Annotated in this window: 17 protein-coding genes and 1 tRNA gene; 1 reads left to right on the forward strand and 17 read right to left on the reverse strand. The window is 72.0% G+C overall.

The window, feature by feature from the left end; translation table 11 throughout:
- Positions 1–58: 58 nt before the first annotated feature.
- From ftsH to AB0K67_RS30100, 4 genes are all read right to left on the reverse strand, one after another.
- Complete coding sequence (gene ftsH / locus AB0K67_RS30085; RefSeq protein ID WP_364067063.1) at positions 59–2,230, reverse strand: ATP-dependent zinc metalloprotease FtsH; 2,172 nt, start codon at positions 2,228–2,230, stop codon at positions 59–61.
- 37 nt (positions 2,231–2,267) lie between these two features.
- Entirely contained in the window at positions 2,268–3,038 is a 771-nt protein-coding gene (locus AB0K67_RS30090; protein ID WP_364067064.1) for a hypothetical protein, read from the reverse strand.
- 231 nt (positions 3,039–3,269) lie between these two features.
- Positions 3,270–3,929 carry a peptidyl-tRNA hydrolase gene (locus AB0K67_RS30095; RefSeq protein ID WP_364067066.1) on the reverse strand — a complete coding sequence of 220 codons (660 nt, stop codon included), beginning with the start codon at positions 3,927–3,929 and terminating at the stop codon, positions 3,270–3,272.
- A complete protein-coding gene (locus tag AB0K67_RS30100) occupies positions 3,926–5,194 on the reverse strand; it encodes an MFS transporter (RefSeq protein WP_364067067.1) in 1,269 nt (422 codons plus the stop codon). Before AB0K67_RS30100 ends, AB0K67_RS30095 begins: the two co-directional genes overlap by 4 nt.
- A gap of 71 nt (positions 5,195–5,265) precedes the next feature.
- Between AB0K67_RS30100 and AB0K67_RS30105 the strand changes: the two genes are divergently transcribed.
- Positions 5,266–6,252, forward strand: a complete 987-nt coding sequence (locus AB0K67_RS30105; RefSeq protein WP_364067068.1) for a helix-turn-helix domain-containing protein — start codon at positions 5,266–5,268, stop codon at positions 6,250–6,252.
- A gap of 44 nt (positions 6,253–6,296) precedes the next feature.
- Here the strand turns inward: AB0K67_RS30105 and AB0K67_RS30110 are convergent.
- From AB0K67_RS30110 to AB0K67_RS30170, 13 genes are all read right to left on the reverse strand, one after another.
- Positions 6,297–6,369, reverse strand: a tRNA-Ala gene (locus tag AB0K67_RS30110).
- A gap of 91 nt (positions 6,370–6,460) precedes the next feature.
- The gene (locus AB0K67_RS30115; protein ID WP_364067069.1) at positions 6,461–7,945 is read right to left on the reverse strand and encodes a von Willebrand factor type A domain-containing protein; all 1,485 of its coding nucleotides are present in this window, start codon (positions 7,943–7,945) and stop codon (positions 6,461–6,463) included.
- Positions 7,946–8,152: 207 nt separating this feature from the next.
- Positions 8,153–8,698: a TIGR03086 family metal-binding protein gene (locus tag AB0K67_RS30120; RefSeq protein ID WP_364067071.1), complete on the reverse strand. Its 546-nt coding sequence runs from the start codon at positions 8,696–8,698 to the stop codon at positions 8,153–8,155.
- Between the two features lie 6 nt (positions 8,699–8,704).
- A complete protein-coding gene (locus tag AB0K67_RS30125; RefSeq protein ID WP_364067072.1) occupies positions 8,705–9,208 on the reverse strand; it encodes an isoprenylcysteine carboxylmethyltransferase family protein in 504 nt (167 codons plus the stop codon).
- Positions 9,205–10,260 carry a 3-oxoacyl-[acyl-carrier-protein] synthase III C-terminal domain-containing protein gene (locus tag AB0K67_RS30130; protein WP_364067073.1) on the reverse strand — a complete coding sequence of 352 codons (1,056 nt, stop codon included), beginning with the start codon at positions 10,258–10,260 and terminating at the stop codon, positions 9,205–9,207. The genes AB0K67_RS30125 and AB0K67_RS30130 overlap by 4 nt, the downstream gene beginning before the upstream one ends.
- A 77-nt stretch (positions 10,261–10,337) precedes the next feature.
- Positions 10,338–11,423: a methyltransferase gene (locus tag AB0K67_RS30135; protein ID WP_364067075.1), complete on the reverse strand. Its 1,086-nt coding sequence runs from the start codon at positions 11,421–11,423 to the stop codon at positions 10,338–10,340.
- A gap of 101 nt (positions 11,424–11,524) precedes the next feature.
- Complete coding sequence (locus tag AB0K67_RS30140) at positions 11,525–11,917, reverse strand: DUF3224 domain-containing protein (protein ID WP_364067076.1); 393 nt, start codon at positions 11,915–11,917, stop codon at positions 11,525–11,527.
- Between the two features lie 44 nt (positions 11,918–11,961).
- Positions 11,962–12,744 carry an LLM class flavin-dependent oxidoreductase gene (locus AB0K67_RS30145; protein WP_364067077.1) on the reverse strand — a complete coding sequence of 261 codons (783 nt, stop codon included), beginning with the start codon at positions 12,742–12,744 and terminating at the stop codon, positions 11,962–11,964.
- A 91-nt stretch (positions 12,745–12,835) separates the two neighbouring features.
- On the reverse strand, positions 12,836–14,044 hold the full coding sequence (locus AB0K67_RS30150; protein ID WP_364067079.1) for an FAD-binding protein: 1,209 nt from the start codon (positions 14,042–14,044) through the stop codon (positions 12,836–12,838).
- Positions 14,045–14,141: 97 nt separating this feature from the next.
- Positions 14,142–15,602 (reverse strand): L-arabinose isomerase, encoded by a 1,461-nt coding sequence (gene araA, locus AB0K67_RS30155; protein WP_364067081.1) that lies wholly within the window; start codon positions 15,600–15,602, stop codon positions 14,142–14,144.
- Positions 15,599–16,270 carry an L-ribulose-5-phosphate 4-epimerase gene (locus AB0K67_RS30160; protein ID WP_364067083.1) on the reverse strand — a complete coding sequence of 224 codons (672 nt, stop codon included), beginning with the start codon at positions 16,268–16,270 and terminating at the stop codon, positions 15,599–15,601. Before AB0K67_RS30160 ends, araA begins: the two co-directional genes overlap by 4 nt.
- Positions 16,267–17,904, reverse strand: a complete 1,638-nt coding sequence (gene araB, locus AB0K67_RS30165; RefSeq protein ID WP_364067085.1) for a ribulokinase — start codon at positions 17,902–17,904, stop codon at positions 16,267–16,269. The genes AB0K67_RS30160 and araB overlap by 4 nt, the downstream gene beginning before the upstream one ends.
- 37 nt (positions 17,905–17,941) lie before the next feature.
- The gene (locus AB0K67_RS30170) at positions 17,942–18,955 is read right to left on the reverse strand and encodes a LacI family DNA-binding transcriptional regulator (protein ID WP_364067087.1); all 1,014 of its coding nucleotides are present in this window, start codon (positions 18,953–18,955) and stop codon (positions 17,942–17,944) included.
- Between the last annotated feature and the right edge of the window lie 49 nt (positions 18,956–19,004).

Consider the following 19,004-nt stretch of genomic DNA (forward strand, 5'->3'; position numbering starts at 1 on the left):
TGCGGCGACCGTCAGCAGAGCTCTGAGGCAACCCGTCAGCAGAGCCCTGCGGCAAACGTCAGCGCCCCTCCGCCGCCGTGCGCCGCACCTCCGCGGGCGAGTGCTGCGGCGAGGCCGTCGGGCGCGAAGAGGCGGCCGGCTTCCCGTTCACGTCGGAGGCGGCCGCCGGCTTCCCGTCCCCGTCGGCGGAGGCGGTCTGCTTGCCGTCCCCGTCGGGGGACGCGGGAGACATACCGTCACCGTCCGAGGACGCGGCCGGCTTGCCGTCCCCGTCGGGGGACGCGGCCGGCTTGTCGCCCTCGCCGCCGGAGGCGTCCGGCTTGCCGTCCTCGTCGGGCCTCGGCAGCCCGGCCGCCGCGTACGCCTCGGTCTCGTCCAGCGTCTCGTGCTCGAGCAGCGCCCCCACGATGGCCTCGAGCTTGTCGCGGTTGTCGGTGAGGATCTGAACGGCGCGCTCGTAGCACTCGTCCACGATCCGCCGCGCCTCCTCGTCGACCATGGCGAGCGTGACGGGCGACGCCTGCGGCTGCTGGCCGTCGTTGGGCAGGATGGTCAGCGGGCCGACCTTCTCCGACATGCCCCACCGGCCCACCATGCCACGGGCGATCATGGTGACCTGTTCGAGGTCGTTCTCGGCGCCGGTGGTGATGACGCCGAACACCACCTGCTCGGCCGCCATGCCGCCGAGCGCGCCGGTGATGCGCCCGCGCAGGTACTGCTCGTCGTAGGCGTAGCGGTCGGTGTCGGGGGTGGAGAGCGTGACGCCGAGCGCCCGGCCGCGGGGGATGATGGAGATCTTCCTGACCGGGTCGGCGCCGGGCTGGAGCATGCCGAGCAGCGCGTGACCGGCCTCGTGGTAGGCGGTGCGGGTGCGCTCCTCCTCCGGCATGACGATGCTGCGGGCCGCGCCGAGCTGCAGCTTCTCCAGCGCGTCGGCGAAGTCGGACATGGTGACCTTCTCGCGGCCGCGCTTGGCGGCGAGCAGCGCCGCCTCGTTGACCAGGTTGGCCAGGTCGGCGCCGGTCATGCCGGGCGTGGTCTTGGCGATCTGTTCGAGGCTGACCTCGCCGTCGAGCGGCACGCCGCGCGTGTGAACGGCGAGGATCGCGGTGCGACCGGCCGCGTCGGGCAGGCCCACCTGCACCGTACGGTCGAAGCGCCCGGGACGCAGCAGCGCCGGGTCGAGGATCTCGGGACGGTTGGTGGCCCCGATGACGATCACGCCTTCGGCGCCGGAGAAGCCGTCCATCTCGGTGAGGATCTGGTTGAGCGTCTGCTCGCGCTCGTCGTGGCCGCCGATGCCGCCGGCGCCGCCCCTGGCGCGGCCGATGGCGTCGATCTCGTCGATGAACACGATCGACGGCGCCACCTTGCGTGCTTCCTCGAACAGGTCGCGCACCCGCGAGGCGCCCACACCGACGATCATCTCGATGAACTCGGATGCGCTGGCGGAGAAGTACGGCACCTTGGCCTCACCGGCGACCGCCCTGGCCAGCAGCGTCTTGCCGGTGCCGGGAGGGCCGGCGAGCAGCACGCCCTTGGGCAGCTTGGCGCCCAGCCTGCGGTATTTGGCGGGGTCCTTGAGGTAGTCGACGATCTCGACGAGCTCGTTCTCGACCTCGTCGATGCCCGCGACGTCCTCGAACGTGACCCGCACCTGGTTGGCGTCGACGGGCTTGGCCGCCTTCGACTTGCCGAGCCCGCCCAGGCCGCCGCCCATCATGCTGGCGCCGCGCCGCATGATCCAGATCCACAGGCCGGCCAACAGCAGCACGGGCAGCAGCGACAGCAGCAGGTTGGAGAAGAAGCCGCGGGTGATCGGCTTGGAGGTGATCTCCACCTGGCCGTTGGCGAGCTGCTCGTCGAGCTGGTCGGTGTTGGCGAAGGCAGGGATCTCGGTGGCGAAGCGCGTGTACGTGGCGCCGCCTTCGGGGTTCTTCGCCGGCGTGCGCAGGTCGCCCTCGACCGACAGGCCCTGGGCGTAGATGTCCTTGACGTTCTTGGCGTTCACCTGCTTGGTGAACTCGGTGTACGAGATCGTCTCCACCGAGCCGCTGTCGACGAACGACGACACGACGAAGAAACCCGCGTACACCACGAGCAAGGTGACGATGAAGCGCCACCAATTGATCTTGGGCCGGCCTCCGGGCGTGCCGGGCAGGCCTTCCGAACGCCAGGGCGGTTTACCCTTGCCCTTATTCGGCGCCTGCGGCGGTCCAGAGCGTTCCACGGCGTCACTCCCCAACATCGCCGCTTTCATGATCTTTCTAGCCTAGAACACGCACCCCTGAGGCCACGCGGCCGATGTCGCGCCACTGCTTGCGCTGCGAATCCGGCACTGACACGAACGCCAGTCCCGGCTTGCTCATTCCCCCGTCGACCACGACGACGGCGGCGCGGGAGCTGTGTTTGCCGTACGTGACGCGGTAGGCGAGCATCCATCCGCGCTTGACCGGCTGGGAGGCCAGCCAGGTGATGCGCGAGCCCTTGGGGTGGTGGTTGAGCGTCCAGCGGGCGGCCAGCAGCGCCGTGTCGCGCGGGGACTTCTGCTTCATGATCGGAAGGGGGCAGGTGACGAAGACGCCGCGCAACGCGGTGCCGCGCTGCTTGGGCAGCACCTGCTTGGTGGTGAACGGCGCCGCCCCGTACCTCTTCCACGGCCGGGGCAGCCTCGGCACCAGCAGGCCGGCCCTGCGGTCCTTGATGAAGCGCTTGCCCGGGGAGCGCAGGGGCATGCGCTTGACGGAGCGGGTCAGCCTGGGCACGCGCGGGTCGGCGTACAGGGCCTCCATGGCCGTGTAGCCGGGCGCGAGCGAGGTGCCCGGACGCGGCGTCGCCCGCTCCTTGACGGGAGTGGCCGACGGAGACGCAGTGGGCGGGGGCACAGGTGCGGAGCCGGACGAGGACGGTGCGGCCGGCGGCGCGGTAACCGGCCCCGCCGCGACCTCGTCCGGCTCGGACGGGAGCACCACGGCCAGCGTCGCGGCGACGACCACGACGGCGCCGGCCACGGCCAGCCCCCGGTACACCACCCGCATCCGAATGTCACCGATGCGGGAGCGTTTGGGGGGAGAAGCCGGGATCCCGCGACGCACGGGCGGTCTCACTTGGGAACCCTTGACCTCATCTTCCCCATGTGGCACGACGGGAGCGTACGACATATCCCGGCATTGCGCCCATGAAGCTACCGAAGTGCAATCTTGGCGTTTCCGGAAAGGCGCCTTTTCGGTCTGGTCGGGGCAGAAAGCGGCCACCCTCCTCGATCAGCCTCAGGGTCGGGCCACCCGTCCGGCCAGCCACGGCGCGTCGGCCACGAACGTGCACGAGCCCGGCTCGATCTCCGTGAACCCCGCGTCCCGCACCACCGGCAGCCCGGCCGCCGCCATGGCCTCGAACGCGGCCGGGCTCTCCGCCTTGCGCACGGTCACCGGGAACCCCTGCTCCCGCCAGGCCGCCCGCTCGCCCTCGTCACTGGCCCACCAGGCGAGCTGGGCGGCGTGCCCGGCCTGCGCCATGGCCTTGCCCGCGGACATCTCCAGCGCCGGGTTCTCCCACAGGATGGGCGGCTCGGCGGGGCCCGGCGCGACGGTGTCGGTCAGCTCGGTGCCCTTGACCTGGAGCCTGGCCAGGTCGCGGGGCCAGCCGTCGAGCGGCACGGGCGGGTGCACGCGCACCTCGGCGGTGCGGTGCTCGATCGTACGGCCGGGCAGCGCGACGGCGCGGCGCCACTCGGCGCCCCTGGCCCTGCGCACCACCTTGCGGATCTTCCCGGTCGCCTCCCAGGCGTGCACCTCGGCGGCCCACTCCCCCGGGTCGGCCAGCAGGTCGAGCACCGCCTTGGCGGCGGCCTCCAGGGCATCGGTGCGTTCGGGGGGCGTGGCGCGCTCGATCCGCACGACCAGCGGCAACACATAAAGCTCGGCGTTCATCGCCCTCTAGCATGCCCGATGGCCAGTGACATGCCGGCGGCGAGGAGGCACAGGGCGCCCGCGGCGTACCAGGCGAGGTCGTAGGCGCCCAGGTGGTCGCGGGTCAGTCCGGCGCCGACGGCGGCGATCGCGGCGCCCACCTGGTGCGAGCCGAACACCCAGCCGAACACCACGGCGCCGTCGGTGCCGTAGATCTTCCGGCACAGGGCGACGGTCGGCGGCACGGTGGCCACCCAGTCGAGACCGTAGAAGACGATGAAGATGAGCATGCTGGGCTCGGTGGTGGCCGCGAACAGGCCGGGCAGCACCATCAGCGACAGGCCGCGCAGTCCGTAGTAGACGCCGAGCAGCACCTTGGGGTCGATCCTGTCGCTGAGCCAGCCGGATGCGACGGTGCCGACGATGTCGAAGATCCCGATGACGGCGAGCAGGCTCGCGGCGACCGGCTCGGCCATGCCGTGGTCGTGAGCGGCGGGGATGAAGTGGGTGCCGACCAGGCCGTTCGTGCTGGCGCCGCAGATCGCGAAGCCGCCGACGAGCAGCCAGAACGGGCGGGTACGCGCCGCGCTCGCGAACACGGTGACGGCCCTGACCGCCGCATTGACCCCGGTGGGCGGCGCGGGACGCACGGCGCCGGGCTCCGCCCCGAGCGCGGTGGTGCCGACCTCCTCGGGACGGTCGCGCAGCAGCCACCACACGAACGGCACCACGGCCAGCGCCGCCCCTGCCACGGTCAGCGAGGCGACGCGCCACCCGGGCCCCTCGGCGAGGTGCGCGAGCAGGGGCAGGAAGATGAGCTGCCCGGTGGCCCCCGCGGCGGTCAGCACGCCCGTGACGAGCCCCCGGTGGCGGACGAACCAGCGGTCCACCACCGTCGCGGCGAACACCAGCGCCATCGACCCCGTGCCCAGGCCCACCAGCACACCCCAGAACAGCAGGAGCTGCCAGCTCGCCGTCATGAGCACGGTCAGCCCGCTGCCCGCGGCGATCAGCAGCAGCGCGGCGGCGACCACGCGGCGCATGCCGAAGCGGTCCATGAGGGCTGCGGCGAACGGCGCGGTCAGCCCGTAGAGCACCAGGTTGATCGAGACCGCCGACGAGATCGTGCCCGCCGACCAGCCGAACTCCTCCTGCAACGGGGTGATCAGCACCCCGGGGGTGGCGCGGAAGCCGGCCGCGCCCAGGATGGCCACGAACGCGACGGCCGCCACGTACCAGGCCCGATGCACCCTGCGGCGGGTGGCGGGGGTGGTGCGCACAGTCATGCGGACATCCTGGAGGATCACCGCGCATCGCCACGAGTGGCCGGAAAGCCAATATGTGCAAGAATCCGGCCATGGTTCATCGCATCGCCGTGCTGGTGCTCGACCACTTCGCGCCGCTCGACCTCGGGGTGCCCGGCCAGGTCTTCCATGCGGCGCGCACGCCGTCGGGCGAGCGCCTGTACGAGGTGGTGACCTGCTCGGAGGGCCGCATGCCGGTACGCTGCGAGGCCGGCTACACCGTGCTGCCCGACCACGACCTCGACGTGCTCGACACCGCCGACACCGTGGTGGTGCCCGGCGTCCACGGCGGTGCGGTGCTGCGGGATGGCACGATCTCCGGCACGCTCCGCGCCGCGCTGCGGGGGCGGCCCCGCGTCATGTCGATCTGCACGGGCTCGTTCGTGCTGGCGGCGGCCGGGCTGCTGGACGGCCGGCCGGCCACCACGCACTGGGCCGAGGCGCCGCGCTTCGCTCGCCTCTTCCCGCGGGTCGCGCTCAACCCCGACGTCTTGTTCGTGGACGACGGCGACGTGCTGACGTCGGCCGGCGTGGCCGCCGGGCTCGACCTCGCCCTGCACGTGATCAGGCGCGACCACGGCAGCGAGGTGGCCAACGCCGCGGCCCGGCGGTGCGTGATGCCGCCGTGGCGCGAGGGCGGCCAGGCGCAGTACATCGACCGGCCGCTGCCCGACGAGGCCGGCGGCGGCACGGCGGCCACCCGTGAGTACATGCTCGCCAACCTCGACGCCCCGCTCGACCTCGCCGCGCTGGCCGAGCACGCCAAGATGAGCATCCGTACGTTCACCCGGCGCTTTCGCGAGGAGACCGGGCAGAGCCCGGCGAAGTGGCTGACCGGCCAGCGGGTCCGCCACGCCAGGCACCTGCTGGAGACGACCGACCTGGGCGTGGAGGAGGTGGCCAGGCGGGCGGGCTTCGGCACGGCGGTCTCGCTGCGCCAGCGCCTGCACGCGGCCGTCGGCGTCGCGCCGCTCGCCTACCGCCGCACGTTCCGCGCCGCCGACCACGTACGGGCCGCGGCCGCCGAAGAGAAGGCGTGAAAAAGGCCGCTCCCGAACCCCGGGAGCGGCCTCGTCACGCGCTGTGGAGCTATGGGGATTCGAACCCCAGACCTCCTCCATGCCATGGAGGCGCGCTACCAACTGCGCCATAGCCCCGCGTGCCTGTACGAGTGTATCCGACTTTGAGACCCTCTCTGCACGCCTTTTCCCGGGGCCCCGGCAAGGAGCCGGAACCCCGGGACCGGAATCATGCGATCGACCTGGCCTTCTCGATGAGCGTGGCCAGCTCGGACACCATCGGATCCTCGGTCACGGGCGCGAGCCGGCCGGCGTGCTTCGCCAGCTCGGGCAGGTCCATGCCGAACGCCTTCCTGTCGCGCAGGTACAGGGCGAACGCCGCCACCACGACGTTCACCTGCAGCCGCGGTGACGCCTCACCCCACAGGTCGCCGGCCAGGTCGCCGGAGGACAGCGTCTCGCTCGCCTCCGACGCCTCCCTGGTGTCGGGGTCCTGCCAGCGCACGGTGGCCTGGGCGACCTGACCGCGCGCGCCGGGCTTGAGCTTGACCGCGTACAGGGCGGTGACGGAGTGGCCGGGGCCGATCTCGCCGCCGTCGCGGGCGTCGTCACGGAACTCCTCGGCCGCGATGGTGCGGTTGTCATAGCCGATGAGGCGGTGGCTCTCCACCACGGAGGGGTTGAAGACGACCTGGGCCTTGGCGTCGCGGGCGCGCAGCTCGATGGTGGCGGGAAGCTGCGTGGTGAAGAGCTTGTCGGCCTCCTCCTGGGTGCTGACGTACACGGCCATGCCGTCGCCATTGTCGGCGAGCTGCTCCATCAGCTCGTCGCCGTACTCGCGGCCGACGCCGACGGTGAGCAGCGTGATCTGCCTGCCCGCGTAGTCCTTGACCCGGTCGAGCAGCGACCGCCACTGCGTGTCGCCCTGGTTGGCCAGGCCGTCGGAGAGCACGATGACGCGGTTGGTGGCGGCCGGCCGGTACGCCTTGGCCGCCTCCTGGTAGCCGGCGACCAGGCCGGACTCCAGGTCGGTGCCGCCGCCGATGGCCAGCTCGCCGACGGCGGCGCGCAGCTCGTCCCTCGCGGTGAGCGGGGTCATCCTGGCCAGCACGTCGGCGTCGTCGCTGAAGGACACGATGGAGACCTGGTCACCGGGCGCGAGCTGGTCGAGCAGCTTGAGCAGCGCCGCCTTCACCAGGTCGAGCCGGCCCGGCTCGGCCATCGAGCCGGACACGTCCACCACGAACGTGAGGTTCGCGGGCCGGCGGGCCGCCGGGTCGGAGGCGCGGGTCTGCAGGCCCACCCGCATCACGGCCTCGTCGCGGCCGGGCAGCATGGCGCCGTCCATGTGCACGGTGAAGCCGTCGTCGGAGGGCTGCGCGTAGTCCTGCCTGAAGGCGTTGACCCACTCCTCTGGCCGGATCTCGGCGGGAGCGGGCCAGCGGCCCTCCTCGAGCGCGCGGCGGGCGTAGCCGTACGAGGCGGTGTCCACGTCCAGCGCGAACGTGGAGATCTGCGCCGTCGTGGTCTCCTGCTCGTCCCGCTCGTTCTGCTCATCGGGTGCGGTCGTGGCGGTCATCCGGCTTTCCGGTACGCCCGGTTGCCGGGCCGGCGCGGGCCTGGTGTCGCCGCTCGTGGCGCCGCCACCGCCACAGGCCGCCAGGCCGAGGAGCGCTACCAGGCCGATGCTCGCCGCTAAAGGCCGAAATTTCATCTCAACACCTCCGAGCCGTACGACGGAATGCCGCACAGCCCGGCCGGGCCGGTGATACAAGCGAGCACAAACCGCGATCAGCACGTGATGCTTTGTGACGGGTGAGATCCCTGAGGCGGCGAGCCCGCGAGAAGGGGACGGCGACGTGACACGGCGCCGCTCAGCATCGCGGCCCGCGCGCAAGGCGGCCACGGCCCGTTCAGGGCGTCACGGCTTCCAGGCCGGGTCCCGCCCGATGAGGCCGAGGAACCTGTCGAACGCGGGAGCGTCGTCCGGCACCTTCACCTCGGGCCCGAACGCGCCCATCTTCCGCCCCACAGGCGCCTGCTGCGCGACGAACTCCACCAGCAGCTCCACCGCCGCCTGCGACGCCTGGAAGTCGCGGCCGGTCGCCTTGGCGAGGTCCCAGCCGTGGGCGACGAGGTCGGTCAGCGCCATGCGGGCCAGCGTCGTCTTGGGCAGGCCGCCCATGGCCTCGCACGTGCCCTCCCACGTCTCGGGACGCTCCCAGACGGCCAGCATGCGCTCGGCCCGCGCGCGGAAGTCGCCGGTGTACTCCTTCTGCGGCGGGAACCCGCCGCCCTCCCCCACCGACTCGAACAGGGTCATGGCCCATTCCAGGTGGTTGATCAGCCCTTTGACGTCGTACTCGGAGCAGGGCGTGGGTCGCGAGAGCTCGTCGCCGGACACGCTCTCGACGAGGTCGGCGGTACGTCCGGCCGCCTCGCGCATCATGGTCAGCACTTCGTCCATGGCACCTCAGAGTGCCAGAGCCCGCTCCTCGACGCGTATGCGGACGGCGAGCAGCGCGGCGTTGACGGCGGTGAACGCCACGGCGGTCACCCAGGCGGTGTGCACCAGCGGCAGCGCGATGCCCTCGGCGACCACGGCCACGTAATTGGGGTGCCGGAACCACCGGTAGGGCCCGCGATCCACGAGCGGCAGGCCGGGCACCACCACGACGCGGGTGTTCCACTGGTGCCCGAGCGTGCGGATGCACCACCAGCGCAGCCCCTGGGCCAGCACGACGAGGGCCAGCATCGGCCAGCCGAGCGCGGGCAGGAAGGGCCGGTGCAAAGCCCACACCTCGGCGGGCGCGGCGGCCAGCAGCGCCACGTGGAGGAGCACGATGAACGGGTAGTGCCCCCTGCCGTACTCGACGCCGCCCCGCGCGCGGGCCCAGGCGAGGTTGCGCCGGGCCACGACGAGCTCGGCCAGCCGTTCCAGGACGACCAGCCCGACGAGGACGAGATAAGCGCTCACCAGTGCAGCAGCAGCAGCTCGGCGGAGAAGCCGGGGCCGAGGGCCATCAGCACGGCGGGCGTGCCGGGCCGGCCCCGGGTCTCCTGCAGGACGTGGAGCACGGAGACCGACGACAGGTTGCCGTTCTCGCGCAGGGATCGCCAGGTCACGTCGAGCGCCTTCGGCGGCAGGCCGAGCGTGTCCACGATCTTCTCGATGACCTTGGGCCCGCCGGGGTGGCAGATCCAGTTGGCGACCTGGTCGGTGGTCAGCCCGTAGTCGGCGAGGAACGCCTTGATGTCGGCGGCGAGCACCTCTTCGACGAAGGAGGTGAGGTCGGCGTCCAGCATGATGCGGAAGCCGTGGTCGCCGACGTTCCAGCCCATGAGGTGCTCGGTGTCGGGATACAGGCGGCTGCGGGTGGCGACCACCTCGGGGCCGGGCCCGCGCCCGGTGGCGACGACCGCGGCGGCGGCGTCGCCGAATAGCCCGCTGGCGATCAGGTTCGCGATGGAGGTGTCGTCACGCTGGATGGTCAGGGAGCACAGCTCCACGCAGACCAGCACGGCGACGTGTGCCGGCCAGCCGCGCAGGTAGTCGTGCAGGCGGGACAGCCCGGACGCGCCGGCGGCGCAGCCGAGCCCGAACACCGGCACCCGTTTGACGTCGGGCCGCAGCCCGATCCGCTGGGCAATCTTGGCGTCGAGCGAGGGCGTGGACAGCCCGGTGGTCGAACAGAACAGCAGAAGATCGACCTTCTCAGGAGGGATGTCCGCCTTGCGCAGCGCCCCGGCAAGTGCCTGCTCACCGAGCTCCAGCGCGCGCTCGACGTAGACGTCGTTGGCGCGCGCGAAGGAGTCGAGCTTGGCGTAGTCGGCGAGGGGCAGGGCGAGGTTGCGGCCCTGGACGCCGGTGGCCGCGTGGAACCGGCGAAGCAGCTCCTCGTCGCAGTCGGTCAGCCGGGAGAACGCCTCGGTGATCTCCGCTTGCCCGTAACGATGTTCGGGCAAAACGGTCTGTACTCCCGCAATATGCATACGTCTCCTCTGCCGCGGAGAGGCCCCGGCTAACATGCGGGCGCGCCGGGGCCGGTGTCCGGCCATACCAGGCGGCCGGGCCACGCGTCCGGGACCCGGGCAGACAGCGGCGGTCAGCGGCGCAGCCGCCAGAGCGAGGTCACCTCGGCCGCGCGGGCGGCGTGCAGCGGGTCGTCCGGATCACGGGAACGTCCGTGGCGCGGTGTCACGTCGAGGCGGCCGGCCACCCGCAGGCCCGCCTGCTCGAACGCCGCGAGCAGCTCGCCCCGGCCGCGCAGCCCCAGGTGCTCGGCCAGGTCCGACATGATGAGCCAGCCCTCGCCCCCGGGCTCCAGATGCTCGGCGAGCCCGTCCAGGAAGCCCCGCAGCATGCGGCCGCCCGGGTCGTAGACCGCGTGGTCGAGCGGCGTGACCGGCTTGGCGGGCAGCCACGGTGGGTTGCAGACGATCAGCGGCGCGCGGCCGGGCGGGAACAGGTCCGCCTTCATCACCTCGACCCGGTCGGCCAGCCCCAGCCTGCCGAGGTTGTCGCCGGCGCACGCGACGGCCCGCGCGTCGAGGTCGGTGGCCACCACGCGGCGCACCCCGCGCCTGGCCAGCACGGCCGCGAGCACGCCTGTGCCGGTGCCGATGTCGAAGGCCAGCCGGTCGCCGGGCAGCGGCGCCTGCGCCACCAGGTCGACGTACTCGCTCCTGACCGGGGAGAAGACGCCGTAGTGCGGGTGGACGCGGGCGCCGAGCGCGGGCACGTGCACGCCCTTCACCCGCCACTCGTGCGCGCCGATCAGGCCGAGCAGCTCGCGCAGCGGGCCCACCGCGGGCGGGGCGTGCGGGCCGTGCACGGCGGCGCAGGCCGCCCGTACGTCGGGGGCGCGGCGCAGCGGCACCACGTGACCCGCGTCGTACGGGATGAGCAGCATGCCGAGGGTGCGGGCGCGCTGCGCACGGGCCTGACGGTAGCGGTGGAAGTCGCTGCCAGGGGCGGCGGGCTTGCCGCGCCGCCCCATCGCGGCCAGCAGTTGCCGCGCGTTGTGGAAGTCGCCGCGCCACAGCAGCGCGGTGCCCTCGCAGGCCAGCCGATACGCGGTGGCGGCTCTGGTGCGGTCGTCGGCGACGACCACGCGGGCGGGTGGCGGCGCGCCGAGCACGGATCGCCAGGGCGCCGATCGCTCGTGTCCTGCCTCGTTCCATCGGATCATCAGGACTCGACCGTTTCACGGGCGGCGCCCGAGAGGCCACCGGTTTTACCGCCACTGTTCGGTACGGCGGGGCGGCTCGGAACGTGCGGCCGAAGATGCGCTCAGAGCGTGTGGTCGAAGGTGTACGAGTGGGTGCCGTCGGGGGCGATGGAGATGCCGATCTGGCCTCTGAGCCCGCGCAGCTCGCCGGTCGCCGATTCCGGCACGACCCTGACCAGCGTCGACTGAGCGCCCGCGTCACTCACGCCGTCGTGCTGCACCACGAACGACCCCGACCGGCCGTGCAGGGTGCCCTCGAAGCGTTCCATCGCCACGTACGAGCGCGAATCCTCCACCGGCGTGGTGGCGGTCAGCATGGTGACGACGCTGCTGCCGGTCAGGTCGCCGTGCCAGGTCTTGTTGAGGGTGACGAGCTGGATCGTGACGCCGTCGCGCTCGTGCACCGGCGGCTGCGGCGTCCAGACGGTGATATCGAAAGTCCCTTTGGCTGTCATCCGGGTCATGAGGACAGCCTGGCAGGCTTACCTGTCAACTCCTGTCAGGTTCCGGCCAGGCGTTCCACGACGGGCGCGAACGCCTCCATGCACTGGGCGTTCACCGAGACGTACGACACGCCGAGGCTGTCGCGGCGGCGCAGCAGCGTGTCCGCCATCTGCTGGGGCGTGCCGATGAGCACGCCGGTGCCGGTGAGCCCGAAGCGGCTCGCTACCCAGCCGGGCGGGTCCTCGCCGGCGAAGGCCAGGTTCATGGCCAGCTCCAGGTCGTGGAAACGGTCGCCGGACAGCTCGTACAGCTCGTCCAGCCTGGCCGCCACCTGCTCCTCGGTGTAGTGGACCGGCAGGCCGAGCGCGATCGTGTCGGCCTTCTGCGCGGCCAGGCGCAGCATTTTGGGGCCTGACGCGGCCACCAGGATCCGCGTGTTCCCGACGGCGTCGATGGTCCGCATGACCCGCTCGACGCGCTCGCCCGGGGTGCCGTAGGGCACGCCGAGCGCCGCCGCGTCCTGCTCGGCGTCCGGCCGCCCGGCCCCGAGCCCCAGCTCGAACCGGCCGCCGCTGAGCGTCTGAAGGGTCTCGGTCTCCCACGCGACCGCGCGCGGGGTGCGGTTGGCGACGCTCAGCACGTACGTGCCGAGGCGCAGGGTCGTGGTCGCCGCGGCGGCCGCGGCCAGGGCGGGGAACGGCGAGAACGTGCCGAGCGTGTCGGGCACCAGCAGCGTGCCGTATCCCAGGCTCTCGGCCCTGCGGGCGAGGCCGGTCCACGCGGCGGCATCGGGCGCCCGCCCACCGACGGCGCCGAATCTGAAGGGGTGGTCTGTCATGCACTTCACGATCGCCGACGGGCGGGCGCGGCACATCGTCTCGCGGACCGGTGCGGGGCTACGTCATGCGGCGCAGCCCCGCGCGGATGCGCTACTCCCCCAGCAGTACGCGGGTGAACGCGTTGCCGAACTTGCCCGTGGGATCGAGCCTGCGCGCCAGTTCCTTGAAGCGCGGCGGGCACTCGGGGAAGCGGGTGAACAGCTTGCCCCAGTGCGGCCGCGGGTCGAACGGCGCCAGCGTCCGCTCGACCAGCTCCAGCACGGGCATGACGGTGTCGACGTCCCTGACCCAGGTGAAGTGGATGCCGACGGTGTCGCGGCCGTTGAACGGGCTCAGCCACAGCTCGTCGGCGGCGATGGTGCGGATCTCGGAGATCTGCAGGGCCGGGCGGATGCGGTCGCCGATCGCGAACAGCTCGCGCAGCGCCTTGACCGCGTGCTCCCTGGGCAGCAGCAGCTCCGACTGCAGCTCGTCGCCCGCGCCGCTGGGCGGGGAGTCGGCGCGGAAGTGCGGCAGCCGGTTGTACCAGGGGCCGGGGACGCCGAGCTGGCCGGTGCAGGTGTCCGGCGGCATGGCGGGCAGCGGGTGGCGCGGGCCGTCGGCGGGCGTGGTGCCGTACCAGTCGGGGTCGGTCAGCTCGTCTTCGCGCTTGAGCCACACGCGGGTGTCGCGGAAGTCGGTGAACAGGCTGACGCTGTAGCCGCTCGCCATGATCGCGTCGAAGTCGGCGAGCGCGTCGGGGGTCAGTCCCTCGCGTACGTACTGGCGCAGCTCGAACGCGGGCACCAGGTCGAGCGTGAGCGAGGTGACGATGCCGAGCGCCCCCACCGAGACGACCGCGCCGGGGAAGTCGGCGTCGCCGCGCGAGAGCGTCAGCAGCGAGCCGTCGGCGGTGACCAGGTCGATCGAGGACACGGCGGAGGCCAGGCCCGGCTGGGTGACGCCGGAGCCGTGAGTGCCGGTCGCGACCGAGCCGGCGACGGAGATGTGCGGCAGCGAGGCCATGTTCGCCAGCGCGAACCCGGCCTTGTGCAGCAGCGGCGCGAGCTGGGCGTAGGTGATGCGGGCGCCGACGCGCACCTTGGCGGCGGCGCTGTCGATCTCCACGAGCTCGGGCATGCGGTCCAGCACCACCAGGTCGCCGGTGGTGTCGGCGACGTGGTTGAAGGAGTGGCCGCTGCCCAGCGCCCGTACGCTGCTGCTGCCCGCGACGAGCCGCTGCAGCTCGTCGAGGGACGTCGGATGATGGACTTCTTTCGCGTGGAATGTGGTGTTTCCAGCCCAATTGGTCAGCGTCACGCGGTTCACCTTCCCACAACATCGCCCGCCGCCCTCCGGCGGGTGCCCGCGAGTCCCCGCGCCGGGCCTGTGAGCCCGGCGCGGGAACCCGCCGGGCTCACAGGCCCTGGGCCAGCCGGTAGTACGCCTGGTTCCAGCGCAGCTCCTTGGCGAACCGCTCGGTCGTGGTGTCGGCGTCGATGATCACCAGCTCCACGCCCAGCATGTCGGCCAGGTCCGTCAGCTCCTCGCGGCCCACCGCCTTCGACAGCACCGTGTGGTGCGGGCCGCCCGCGGTCAGCCACGACTCGGTGGAGGTGCGCAGGTTCGGGCGCGGGCTCCACACCGCGCGCGCCACCGGCAGCTTGGGCAGCGGCTGCGGCGGGGCGACCACGTCGATCTCGTTGGCCACCAGGCGGAACCTGTCGCCCATGTCGGCCAGGCCCACCACGATGGCCGGGCCGGGCTCGGCGTCGAAGACCAGCCGCACCGGGTCCTCGCGGTTGCCGATGCCGAGCGGGTGGATCTCGCACGACGGCGTGTCCGCCGCGATCGACGGGCAGACCTCCAGCATGTGGGCGCCCAGGATCAGCTCCTGGCCCGGCGTCAGGTTGTAGGTGTAGTCCTCCATGAAGGAGGTGCCGCCCTTGCCGCCGGTCATGGCCTTCAGCGTCCGCACCAGCACCGAGGTCTTCCAGTCGCCCTCGCCGCCGAAGCCGTAGCCGTCGGCCATCAGCCGCTGCACGGCCAGGCCGGGGAGCTGGCGCAGCCCGCCGAGGTCCTCGAAGTTCGTGGTGAACGCCTTGTAGCCGCCCGCCTCCAGGAAGCCGCGCAGGCCCAGCTCGATCCTGGCCGCGTAGCGCAGCGACTCGTTGCGCTCGCCGAGCAGCTCCGGCACGACGCGGTACTGCTCCTCGTACTCCTTGACGAGCGCGGTCACCTCGGCGTCGGAGGCGGCGTCCACGGCCTCGACCAGGTCGTTGACGCCGTAGGTGTTGACCGAGACGCCGAAGCGGAGCTGCGCCTCGACCTTGTCGCCCTCGGTCACCGCCACGTCGCGCATGTTGTCGCCGAAGCGGACCAGCTTCAGCGTGCGCAGCTCGGCGAGGCCCGTCGCGGCCCGGTGCCAGGCGAGGATGCGCTCGCCCACCGCAGGGTCGCTGACGTGCCCTGCCACCGTCTTGCGCGGCACGCCGAGGCGCGTCTGGACGAACCCGAACTCACGGTCGCCGTGTGCGGCCTGGTTGAGGTTCATGAAGTCCATGTCGATGGTGGCCCACGGCAGCTCGACGTTGGCCTGCGTGTGCAGGTGCAGCAGCGGCTTGCGCAGCGCGTCCAGCCCGGCGATCCACATCTTCGCCGGGGAGAACGTGTGCATCCACGCGATCACGCCGGCGCAGTCGTCGTCGGCGTTGGCCTCCAGCATCACCCGCCGGATGGCCGCCGCGTCGGTCAGGACGGGCTTCCACTCCACCGGCAGGGGAAGCTGCTCGGCGATGCGCCGGGACTGCTCGGCCACCTGGCGCAGCGTGTCCTCGCCGTACAGCCCCTGGCTGCCGGTCAGAAACCAGATTGTCAACGCGGGCTCCTCTGTCCGTAGACGTTCTGATAGCGGTCGTAGAGGCGGTCGATGTCGTCCTGCGCGATGGGCAGCGGGTCGCCGAGCTGGCGGGCGATGTGCACCGTACGGGCCACGTCCTCGCACATCACGGCGGCCTTCACGGCGGCCTTGGCGTCCTTGCCGATGCTGAACACCCCGTGGTTCTGCATGAGCACGGCCTTGGAGCGGTGGCCCTTGAGCGTCTCGACGATGCCCTTGCCGATGGAGTCGTCGCCGATGAGCGCGAACGGCCCGACCGGGATCTCGCCGCCGAACTCGTCGGCCATCGCGGTCAGCACGCACGGGATGGCCTCGCCGCGGGCGGCCCAGGCCGAGGCGTACGTGGAGTGGGTGTGCACGACGCCGCCCACGTCGGGCATGTTGCGGTAGACGTAGGCGTGCGCGGCGGTGTCGCTGGACGGCGAGTGCTCGCCCTCGACGAGGTTGCCGTCCAGGTCGCACACGACCATGTTGTCCGGGGTCAGCTCGTCGTAGGAAACGCCTGACGGTTTGATGACGAAGAGGTCCTCACCCGGCACGCGGCCCGACACGTTGCCGGCCGTCCACACCACCAGGTTGTAGCGGACCAGCTCGGCGTGCAGGTCCGCGACCGTCTTGCGGAGAGTGGTCACATCGGGGGAAGTCATGCGCTTGCCTCGTTCCTGATCGCGCGCAGCGTGTGCAGCATCCGTCCGTCGGCGAAGAAGTCGTGCAGCCTGCGGTATTCGGCGTAGAGCCGGTCGTAGGCGTCGGCGCGGTCCGGGTCGGGCTCGTAGGCCCGCTCGGTGCGCTTGCCCATCGCCGCGGCGGCCTCCTCGATGGAGGGGTAGGCGCCGGCGGCGACCGCGGCGTGGATGGCCGAGCCGAGCGCGGGGCCCTGGTCGGAGCCGATGACCGACAGGGGGCGGCGCAGCACGTCGGCGTAGACCTGCATGAGGAAGGAGTTCTTCAGCAGCCCGCCGGCCACCACGAACTCCTCGACCGGCACGCCGGACTGCTCGAACGTCTCGACGATCATCCGCGCGCCGTAGGCGGTGGACTCGATGAGCGCCCGGTAGACGTCCTCGGGCTTGGTGGCCAGGGTCTGGCCGACGATCACGCCGGACAGGTTGTGGTCGACCAGCACCGAGCGGTTGCCGCCGAACCAGTCGAGCGCGACCAGCCCGTGCTGGCCGACGGCCTGCTTCTCGGCCAGCGCGGTCAGCTCGTCGTGGCCTTCGGTGCCGAAGTTCTCCACGAACCAGGCGAAGATGTCGCCGACCGCGGACTGCCCGGCCTCATAGCCCCATAGCCCCGGCACGATGCCGTCCTGGACGACACCGCACATGCCGGGCACCTCGGCCAGCCGGTCGCTCGGCATGATGTGGCAGGTGGAGGTGCCCATGATGGCGACCATCTGGCCGGGCCTGACGGCGTCGGCGGCGGCCGCGGTGACGTGGGCGTCCACGTTGCCGACGGCGACGGCCGCGCCCTCGGGGATACCGGTCCACTCGGCCGCCTGCGCGGTGAGCCGGCCGGCCAGGCCGCCCAGCGGGGCCAGCGTGACGCCGTTCACGTCGTCGCCGACCTGGCCGGTGGCGAGCTTGTCGGTGAAGTCGGCGAAGCCCGGGTTCAGCTCGGCCAGGAACTCCCGCGACGGGTAGCTGCCGTCCTGGAAGATGCCCTTGTAGCCGACCGTGCAGATGTTGCGGCTCTCCACGCCGGTGAGCTGCCAGATGATCCAGTCGGCGGCCTCGATCCAGCGCTCGGCCCTGGCGTAGACCTCGGGGGCCTCCTCCAGCACCTGCAGCGCCTTGGCGAACTCCCACTCCGAGGAGATCTTGCCGCCGTAGCGGGGCAGCCAGCTCTCGCCGCGCCGTGCGGCCAGCTCGTTGATGCGGTCGGCGTGCGGCTGCGCGGCGTGGTGCTTCCACAGCTTGGGCCAGGCGTGCGGCACCTCCGGCGTCTCGAAGCACAGCGGCGTGCCGTCCGCCGTGGTCGGCAGCACGGTGCAGGCGGTGAAGTCGGTGCCGATGCCGATGATGTCGGCGGCCGGCACGCCCGCGGCGGCGATCGCCTGCGGCACCGCGTTCTTGATCACGTCGAGCCAGTCCTGCGGCGACTGCAGCGCCCAGTCGGGGCCGAGGCGCACGTCGGTGCCGGGCAGGGTCTGCTCGATGACGCGGTGCGCGTACTCGTGGACGGCGCTGCCCAGCTCGGCGCCGTCGCTGACGCGTACGACGACGGCACGTCCTGACAACGTGCCGAAGTCCACTCCGACGACGTACTTGTTAGCGTTCACATTGAACTCCAGGGGTTTCCGGGGGCATGCCCATCATCTACCGGACAGGGGCGGTGCTGGCCCGCACCACGAAGCTCGGCCGCACGACCAGCCGCTCGAACGCGGCCGGCCCCGCCTCGATCTGCCGCAGCAGCACCTCGATGCAGTGGCGCCCCACCACGTCGAAGTCCTGCCTGACCGTGGTGAGCGGCGGCGAGAAGAACTCGGACTCGGGGATGTCGTCGAAGCCGACCACGCTCATCTGCTCCGGCACCCGCACTCCCTTCTCGGACAGGGCGCGCAGCACGCCGAGCGCCATCTGGTCGTTGGCCGCGAACACGGCGGTCACGCCGTCCATGCCGGCCAGGCTCTTGCCGGCCTCGTAGCCGGCGCGCGGGCTCCAGTCACCGGCCAGCGGCTCGGGCACCGGGCGGCCCGCCTCCTCCAGCGCCGAGCGCCAGCCCTCGATGCGGCCCTCGGTCTCCAGCCAGTCCTGCGGGCCTGCCACGTGCCAGACCGTCTCGTGGCCCAGCTCCAGCAGATGGCGGGTGGCGAGCCTGGCGCCCTCGGCCTGGTCGATGCAGACCACCGACACATCGGTGCTGTGCGTGCCCTCGACCGCGACCGCGGGCATGCCGGCGGGCAGGTTCTCCAGGGCGCGCCCGGCCGAGCGCTGCGGCGCCACCACCACGACGCCGTCCACGCCCTGCTCGGCGAGGTAGTCGATGGCGTCGCCGACGCTCGCGGTGTCGATCGACTTCAGGCTGACGATGCTGACGAAGTAGCCGGCGGTCCTCGCCGCCTGCTCGATGCCGTAGATGGTGCTGGCCGGGCCGTACAGGGTGGTGTCGAAGCTGACCACGCCCAGGGTGCGCGAGCGCTTGGTGACCAGGGCGCGGGCGGCGAGGTTGCGGCGGTAGCCCAGCCGGCTGATCGCCGCCTCCACGCGGGCGCGGGTGTCCGGCCGGACGTTGGGATGGTCGTTGAGCACCCGGGAGACCGTCTGGTGCGACACGCCCGCCTCCCTGGCCACGTCGGCCATGACCGGCACGCGACGCTTGGGGGTCGTCACGGTCTCTCCTTTCGCTCGGGGGGATCTTACTCAGGGGAGCCCGCGTGAT

It is taken from the genome of Nonomuraea sp. NPDC052634, from assembly GCF_040678535.1.
Classification (GTDB): Bacteria; Actinomycetota; Actinomycetes; order Streptosporangiales; family Streptosporangiaceae; genus Nonomuraea; species Nonomuraea fastidiosa.